At 54.8% G+C, this 8,301-nt stretch carries 8 protein-coding genes and 1 pseudogene; 1 reads left to right on the top strand and 8 read right to left on the bottom strand.

Annotated elements, in window-relative coordinates; all coding sequences use genetic code 11:
* Positions 1 to 129 precede the first annotated feature (129 nt).
* Complete coding sequence (locus tag AC4IE8_RS18080) at positions 130 to 756, bottom strand: LysE family translocator (protein ID WP_490791639.1); 627 nt, start codon at positions 754 to 756, stop codon at positions 130 to 132.
* Between the two features lie 968 nt (positions 757 to 1,724).
* On the opposite strand from AC4IE8_RS18080, the pseudogene AC4IE8_RS18075 reads away from it, so the two are divergent.
* A pseudogene (locus AC4IE8_RS18075) lies at positions 1,725 to 2,148 on the top strand (tyrosine-type recombinase/integrase); the annotation flags it as partial.
* Positions 2,149 to 2,235: 87 nt separating this feature from the next.
* On the opposite strand, the gene AC4IE8_RS18070 reads toward AC4IE8_RS18075, so the two are convergent.
* From AC4IE8_RS18070 to AC4IE8_RS18040, 7 genes are all read right to left on the bottom strand, one after another.
* Positions 2,236 to 2,667 (bottom strand): hypothetical protein, encoded by a 432-nt coding sequence (locus AC4IE8_RS18070; RefSeq protein ID WP_490791638.1) that lies wholly within the window; start codon positions 2,665 to 2,667, stop codon positions 2,236 to 2,238.
* 371 nt (positions 2,668 to 3,038) lie between these two features.
* Positions 3,039 to 3,662 carry a V-type ATP synthase subunit D gene (locus tag AC4IE8_RS18065; protein ID WP_068987746.1) on the bottom strand — a complete coding sequence of 208 codons (624 nt, stop codon included), beginning with the start codon at positions 3,660 to 3,662 and terminating at the stop codon, positions 3,039 to 3,041.
* Positions 3,659 to 5,038 (bottom strand): V-type ATP synthase subunit B, encoded by a 1,380-nt coding sequence (locus AC4IE8_RS18060; RefSeq protein WP_068987747.1) that lies wholly within the window; start codon positions 5,036 to 5,038, stop codon positions 3,659 to 3,661. The genes AC4IE8_RS18065 and AC4IE8_RS18060 overlap by 4 nt, the downstream gene beginning before the upstream one ends.
* The gene (locus AC4IE8_RS18055; RefSeq protein ID WP_068987748.1) at positions 5,035 to 6,837 is read right to left on the bottom strand and encodes a V-type ATP synthase subunit A; all 1,803 of its coding nucleotides are present in this window, start codon (positions 6,835 to 6,837) and stop codon (positions 5,035 to 5,037) included. The genes AC4IE8_RS18060 and AC4IE8_RS18055 overlap by 4 nt, the downstream gene beginning before the upstream one ends.
* 2 nt (positions 6,838 to 6,839) lie before the next feature.
* Entirely contained in the window at positions 6,840 to 7,469 is a 630-nt protein-coding gene (locus AC4IE8_RS18050; protein WP_490791637.1) for a V-type ATP synthase subunit E, read from the bottom strand.
* Positions 7,470 to 7,483: 14 nt separating this feature from the next.
* A complete protein-coding gene (locus tag AC4IE8_RS18045) occupies positions 7,484 to 7,807 on the bottom strand; it encodes a V-type ATP synthase subunit F (RefSeq protein WP_068987750.1) in 324 nt (107 codons plus the stop codon).
* A gap of 4 nt (positions 7,808 to 7,811) precedes the next feature.
* Entirely contained in the window at positions 7,812 to 8,252 is a 441-nt protein-coding gene (locus AC4IE8_RS18040; protein WP_068987751.1) for an ATP synthase subunit C, read from the bottom strand.
* Positions 8,253 to 8,301 lie beyond the last annotated feature (49 nt).

Genomic DNA, 8,301 nt, shown 5'->3' with positions numbered 1-8,301 from the left:
AACAAGGGCTTGTCTCAGTGCGAGAGCTATGGATTAAGTTTCACTACGCTTGATGAACCGCCTAGTGCGGACCCGCATGCTAGGTGGTGTGGGGAGGGCGGGTTAGATACCCGCCCTTACCCGATTAGACTATTTTCCATATTCCAATGAAGCCATTCTGATGCCAGTTGATATCAGTGTGATACCTGCGGCTTTATTGATAAGTGTTGTGACCCATGATTTCAGTTGTTGCTTTGCTATGCGATCGCCCAACCGACTGAATACGCTGTACACGATAATATCAGCTATTAAGCAAGACGCGCCCATAAGTAGCATTTGAAAAAGTACAGGCTTCGACGGATCAATGAACTGCGGAAGTAACGCTGTGAAATACATAAGTGCTTTCGGGTTAGCTAGCTGGACTACTAATCCTTGTGAGAAGAGTTTTTTTCGATTACTTTCTTTTTTTTCTGTCGAAAGCTTAATTATTCCCGTTTTGCTGAATAGGGCCGAGATGCCAAGATAGAGCAAATAGGCTACACCGAACCATTTAATTACTGAGAACATTAGGTTGGAAGCAAGTATTAGCGAGGCGATACCCGTAGCCGATAAAGTAAAAAATAGGACATCGGCGCTTGCCACCCCGAGCACGCCAAAGAATGCTCGCTGAGAATTATGCGACGCCCCCTGTGCTGCGATTGTGATAGCGGCCGGGCCCGGCACCAAAATTAACATCACCGTAGTGACGAGAAATATTGAGTAAAGACTTATATCCACTTTTGTTCTCTTTTAGCCTAATGCCTACAGCAGAGGAAAACTGCAGCGTAGCGTAGGTTTTTCCTACTGACTGTACTTGTATGGTTGAATTTGATTTCAACTTCTACTCCAGATGACTCCAAAGTATGTCTTAACGCTTCTGCTTTTTCTTTATTATTGATTTCCAGTTTATTCAGTTTTGATAAATAATTAGCATGCAATTCTATTTAGCTCTGTACCATTCAAGTTTGTGCACATTTGGATTCGTTCGCAGTAAGCCTTAAAAGACCAGCTTCCATCACTTACCCAGGCTCGATCCTTTGACCAGTTTTTATATGCATTGTTGCCATATCTTTATTAGCCATAACATGTATTCAAAGGCACATTGCCTTCAAGTACGATAAATTACTTAATTCAATGTGCACACTTCCTTATATCCTGCAATATTCGCAGGATAGCAGGCTGTTTGCACAGGAAAAAACGGGCATTATTCCTTATATCTTAAAAAAACAGGGAGGTTATAAAGGTGTGGTTTTACCTCCTTGTATATACACTTTCTATACTAATTATCATAGATTTGCCAGTACTGAATGTATGAGGTCATCAAAACAAGAATATATTTCGGTAAACAATTCGTAAATGATGCCTCATATCTCCAAACGCTGACTAATTGACATTGGGGGTAGGATCTAAAATACTATAATTGAAATAAGAACAAAATACGGGCGTCAAATCTCACTAATCCAATACGTCCTGTTGCGCCTGAAAATGAGCCAATCAAGGCGCGAGGAGCGTAGTTTGGTTACTCCAAATGAGTGTCGAGCAACGCCGAGTGGCGCTTTTTCATGCGCAACCCGGAGGGCTCGGTCTGTTTTTGCGCCCAGCGGCGTTATCAATCGCTCGTGTAGAATAAATACACTACGCTCATTTTGCCTTGCTGGACGCAAAAACAGTCCCAACAGGGCGTATTGGATTAGTGTTAACAGGCCCTAGAGAGGGTGCGTACCCTGCATGAACGAGATCTAGCAGAGGGGGCGGTTTATCTGCCTATTGCCTTGTCCAGAAAATATCCCAATGCCGCCAAGGAGTGGAAGTGGCAATACCTGTTTCCGGCTATCCAAATTAGTGTCGATCCTCGCTCAGGGGTTACACGGCGACATCACCTTGATGAAAGCAGTGTCAAAAAGGCGGTTAAATATGCGGTACGCACTTCGGGAATCAGTAAAAGCTAGCTGCCATACGTTACGTTACTCTTTCGCCACCGATCTATTGGAACGGGGGCAGGATATACGCACGGTTCCGGAGCAACTCGGCCATAAGGACGTACGCACAACACATATATACACTCATGTGATCAATCGTGGTGGCTTTGCGGTTCCCAGTCCTCTGGGTGGTGTTTTGTCAAAACACTAGAAAATGGGTGATAACGACGTAATAACAGTTTGGCTCTATGGCCGCTTGTGTTCGCTCAATTGATTTAATGAGATACTGATAAGGTACCTAGGCTAACCGAGCCAGAAGCGCTGGACGATGAATCGGCGGCACTTTCTTGATCCCCCCAACGAAATACAACCCAGCACCATCATGGCAGAGAAGAATCGAAAAGAAGGCGCCTCCGGAGGTGACCAGGGCGATGATGTCCGTCGCCTTATTAGTCGCGGCTCGTTCGGCCACAGTCCAGGCATCAGCGGGATAGAAGCCGCTTGCGTCGTTTGGCAATGCGGCGCGGAAGGTGGTCTTTACCTGATTGTTGACAACTTGGTTTTCAACGGTACCCATGTGAAAGACCCGCATACCACCCTGGTAGGTTCCCCGGGCGATTAGGCAGCCGCTCATGAAACCGGTCAATACATCGGTACCCTGGGCGACATAGGCTGTACGTCCAGGAATGTAGTCGAGCCAATTGTGGGGAATTGGTGAGTTGAGGGGCATTTGATAGACCCTTGCCGGGCGTCTGAACAGCCCTCGCCGCGGCTGCTGGTTAGCGCATGGTACTGGCGGCGCTGACGCTCTGTACGATGGCGCCATTTTGCTGTTGCGCCACGGTGTTGGGCTTCTGCCAGCGGATCTTCGCATCTGCGACGAGTGCATGTTCGATCATCCTTCTCCCCTTTTTATATTTTTAGTCCGCAAATGAACGCAAATTGGATTTTATTCTCTACCGATAGAATAGAAGATAGACTGAAATCGAATGCTTGTGGGGTGATTGCAATATTTGCTCTTCTCTAACCGATTTTAATTATCCGTATTATTTGCGGACTGAATAAATATGCCAGTTTCACAAAACCAGCATGACTGGATGACTAAATCCTGTTCTGATCCCGCAATACCTTCACCTGAAACAGAGCGTTGCGCTCTTCCTCCTCCAGTGCGTTTTCGATGAACTTTATGGTCTCTTTGTATTGGGGGATGATGTTGTAGCGTAACGCGTTAACCCGCTTCTGGGCTTTCCGCTGTTCCGCGATCAGTCGGTTGAGACTCATTGAGACCTCGCCCATTTTCGCCAGCAGCAGGGAGGCTTCGCCGAAGTGTCGGCGGGTGTCATCAAAGCTGGGATCGGTACCCAGCAGGCCAACCGGGTTGAGGGGCTTCACTTCACCGCTCACCGAGGGAAACTCCACACCCAGGTTTCTGCGCGGGAGTACCTTTAACTCAAGCACCTGTTGTACGCCCAGCACCGTCTGGTTGATTGCCCGGCTGCCCATGCGCATCTGCAGCAGGCTCAGCCAGTGGTAGGCGAGTTTGACCGCCTGATGGGCCTGGTCGCGGATCTCCCGGTATTCACCGATCCGCTGATAGACCAGGCGGGTCAATAACTCCCGTTTGCGCTCCAGCAGGCTATGACCCTGCTGCAGAAAGTTGAGCTGTCGCTTCAGCTGCAACAGGGTGTTTTTGGTCGGTGCCGCCTTGATGCGTTTTCCGGTCATACGCTCTGCCGATGGTATTTTGCGATTTCGGTTTCGTTGACCCGGGTGAGTGCCTGGGACGGGAAGGTGGAGAGCAGATCCCAGGACAGGTTGAGGGTCTCTTCGATACTGCGATCCTCATCCTCACTCTGTCGTACGAAACGGTTTTCAAAGGCGTCGGCGAACTCCAGGTAGCGACGGTCCCGGGTTGAGAGCTCATCCGCACCGATGATGGAGGCCAGGTTTCGGGTCTCCAGGGCTCTGGCATAGAGGGCGTAGAGCTGGTTCGATACGTGGGGGTGGTCTTCCCGGGTGAAGTCCTTGCCGATACCGTCTTTCATCAGTCGTGAGAGCGACGGTGAGATGTGTACCGGTGGATAGATGCCCTGATTGTGCAGCTCCCGACTGAGCACAATCTGCCCCTCGGTGATGTAACCGGTCAGATCGGGGATCGGGTGGGTAATGTCATCACTGGGCATGCTCAATACCGGCACCAGGGTGATCGATCCATGGCGGTCCTTGATACGTCCGGAGCGCTCATAGATCTCGGCCAAATCGGAGTAGAGATAACCGGGGTAGCCCTTTCTTGCGGGGACGTCACCCTTGGCGGTGGCCACCTCACGCAGGGCTTCCGCATAGTGGGTCATGTCGGTCATCACTACCAATACATGGCGGTCGAGATCGAAGGCCAGGTACTCGGCGGCGGTGAGCGCCATGCGCGGCAGGGTGAGTCGCTCCACCGGGGGATCATCGGCCATGTTGACGAACATCACCACATTGCCCAGCACCCCGGAGGAGGCGAACTCCTCCTGGAAGAAGCGGGCATCCGCATAGGAGACACCCATCGCGGCAAACACCACCGAGAAGCGGCTGTCGTCGTCGGGCAGTTTGGCCTGGCGGACGATCTGAGCGGCGAGGCGGTTGTGGGGCAGGCCGGAGGCGGAGAAGATCGGCAGTTTCTGTCCCCGGACCAGGGAGTTGAGTCCGTCAATGGTGGAGATGCCGGTCTGGATGAACTCTTTCGGGTAGGTGCGGGCCGCCGGGTTGAAGGCGGCGGCGCTGATGCTGCGACGCAGGCTTGAGACGATGGGGGGACGGTAGTCCCGAGGCTCTCCAAGGCCGTTGAAGATGCGGCCGAGGATCTCCGGTGAGAGGGCGATCTCCACCGGCTCGTCGAGAAAGCGTACCCAGGTACTCTCAAGATCGAGTTCGGAAGTGCCCTCGAAGACCTGGATCAGTACCTCTTCATCAGAGCTGCGGATGACCTGGCCGTTACGGGTGTTACCCTGTTGATCGCGGATATGCACCCGGTCGCCGAAGGCGATGTTGGGTACGTTGGCCACGGTCAGCAGGCCGCCGCGGGCGGAGGAGGCGGTTCGATACTCCTTGGCGCTCATGCTGGCTGTTCTCCTCGTTGCGCGTATTCGGAATGGATCTCCTTGAAGTCGTTCAGGGCTTCTTCCCGGAAGGCTTTAAGTTGCTCGATCTGGTTGGAGTCGTAGAGCTCCTTGCAACGCCTCAGGCGGGCCAGGACCGACATCTCTGAGAGCTCCTGTACAGGAACCCCAAGCTCAATCAGGTCGGCCCCCGCATCGTAGACCGAGAGGATCAGATCCAGCAGCATGAACTGCTTCTCCGGTGAGGAGAAGGTGTCCACCGGATCGAGGGCGCTTTGTTGCAGTACACCCTCCTTGATCAATGCCGCACCCTCCAACACCCAGCGTTGGGCGGAGGAGAGGGCTTCCGGACCCACCAGGTTGACGATGCGCGAGAGCTCCGCATCCCGGGCCAGCATGCCCAATGCCTGGGAGCGTCTTTTCTCCCACCCACGGTCGATGTTCTCGTGCCACCACTCGGCGGCGGTGCTGACATCCGCGGAGAAGCTGTCGACCCAGTCGATCGCCGGGTAGTGACGGGCGTCCGCCAGCTCCTTGGAGAGCGCCCAGAAGGTCTGGATGATCTCTTTGGTGTGGCTGGTCACCGGTTCGGAGAAGTCACCGCCTGGAGGCGATACCGCACCGATCAGAGTAACCGATCCCTTGCCGCTGTCCATGGTGTCGACCCGTCCGGCCCGCTCATAGAAGGCCGCAAGCCGGGAGGCCAGGTAAGCGGGATAACCCTCTTCCACGGGCATCTGGCCGAGACGGCCGGAGACCTCGCGCAGCGCTTCCGCCCAGCGGCTGGTGGAGTCGGCCAGCATGACCACGTCGTAGCCCTGGTCTCGGTAGTATTCGGCGATGGTGATGCCCACGTAGATAGAGGCCTCGCGAGCCACCACCGGCATGTTGGAGGTGTTGGCAATGAGCAGCGTTCTGTCCATCAGCGGACGGCCGGTGTAGGGGTCTTTCAGTTTTGGAAAACTGTCGAGTACATCCACCAGCTCGTTGCCGCGCTCACCGCAGCCCACATAGATGACGATGTCCGCATTGGCCCAGCGGGCGACCTGGTGCTGAACCACTGTCTTGCCGGCGCCGAAGGGGCCCGGTACGGCACACTTGCTTCCCTTCAACAAGGGGAAGAATGTGTCGAGAATACGCTGTCCGGTGATCAGGGGTTCGATACCGTTGTCCCGGCTCTGGTAGGGGCGGGGTCGTCTTACCGGCCAGCGGTGGTAGAGTTTCAGGTGGTGTATTTCGCCCTGTTGGTCCCGTACCTGGCCGATGCTCTCCTCCAAGTGGTAGTCGCCTTCCGGAGCGAGTTCGATCAGCTCCCCGGAAATGTTGGGCGGCACCAGGATTCGGTGTTCGACGGTCTCGGTCTCCTGGACCTTGCCGAGTACCGCGCCGTTGATGATCGGCATGTTCGGTTCCAGGTTTTCAGAGGGTACGAAGTGCCAGGTCTTGTCCCGATCCAGCGGCAGCGGGCTGAGTCCTCTGGGAATCTGATCGCCGGCCTTGAGAAACATCGCCTCCAGCGGGCGCTGCACACCGTCGAAGATACCGCCGATCAGGCCTGGGCCCAGCTCCACGGAGAGGGGATGGCCAAGGCCTTCCACCGGCTCACCGGGGCGTACCATCTCGGTGGACTCATAGATCTGCGCCAGAGCTTCGTTCCCCTCCAGCGAGATCACCTCGCCATAGAGTCCGAGACTGCCGATGCGGACCTGTTCGCCGTTCTGCACACCGGGCAGCTCAATGGTGACAATCGGGCCGTTGATGTCTTTGATTTTGCCTTTTTTATTGGATATCGTGTTCATGATTAGAGTGCCTGTCCGTCACCAACTGGGGGCAGCAGCCGTTCGACCAGTGCCTGATGCACTTTACGCTCCAGACGGGTAAGCCGACCCTCGAAGGTGTGGTCGATCTGCACCCGCTGATCCGCGGTGGTCACCAGGCATCCGCCAACGGTGTTGAGCGTCTCCTCCAGCAATTGAAATTGTTTACCGGCCACCAGGTTGTCGGTCAGTTTTTGCCATTCGGGCTTGAGCCGGTGCAGATCCTCCGGGTTGACCTTCACCAGCAATTGATCGTCGTCGATCTGCGCCGCCTGTTTCAGCAGTGCCTGCAGCAGTTCGAAATATTGTTTCTCATCTTTGCAGTATTCAGCCATCTGCTGTTTCAGCCGATCCACCACCACCTGCACCAGGTTCCAGCGCATGTGATCCATCTTGCTGTGCAGCTTCAGCTCATCCGCCTGGACCTTACGCAGATAGGCCCGGTCGGCCTGGGATTTAGCCAGCAGGGTCTCCTTCTCTTCCCGCAGTTGGAGTTTGTCGCTGGCTTCCCTGAGGATGTTTTTACGTCCCGCATCGGCGCGGCTGTGGCACTCGCTGGCCATCTGTTCGGCGCGATCGATGATTGCTTTTTCAAGGGCTTCGACCTGGTTCACTCGTGATCTCCTGGTTAACCGCCGGTGAGTTGTTTCAAGGTTTCGTCGAGCTCGGACTGAAAATTGTCCGAGTCATGCAGTGAAGGCACTTCCGAGAGTACGATGCGTCCCCCTTCGTTGCGGATCTGCTGCAGCAGTTTCGACTCCAGCCGGTTGACTGACTGCTCAATGATCAGCAGCGCCCGCTGCTTCTGTTGCAACAGACCGGAGAGGAGCTCATCCAGTGTTGCCGTGTCGGGCTCGGTCAGGGTCTCGAATCCGATCAGACGAAAGCCGTCGCCTAGGGTATGGCTGCCGACGAAGATGTTACGGACGCTGTGGCTGCTGGTCTCTGTCATGGTTTCAGATTTTGTCGAGCAGCAGGATACTCATCACCAGGCCGTAGATGGCGATACCTTCAGCCAGCCCCAGATAGATCAGGGTTCGGCCGAAGATCTCCGGTTTTTCCGCCAGTACCGCCAGCGAGGCGGCGCCGATCGGCCCCACCGCAATGCCGGCGCCGATGGTACTCAGGGCGGTGGGGATACCCACACCGATGATCCCCAGGCCGAGGCCGATGGAGATCTCTCCGCTGGCTTCCACCGCCGGTTCCACGGCGGCCATGACATCCTGGGCACCGATGAAAATCAGTGCCGCCTGGGCACACACAAAGATCACCAGGTTCATGGCGATGGTGGGCTTGAACCAGGGTTTGGTAACTTTGGCCGGCTGCATCTCCATGACGATGCCGGTGGCGATCAGGCCAACGATGCCGAGTGTCATTACCACGATAAGCCAGTACATAGTGTGCTCCTCTTGCTGTTTTTCAGTTCAATCATCATGCGCTCCCGAA

This window comes from Candidatus Thiodiazotropha sp. AKAK2, assembly GCF_058244685.1.
Note: the sequence above shows the minus strand (reverse complement) of the source record. Positions and strands in the feature narration are given on the sequence as shown.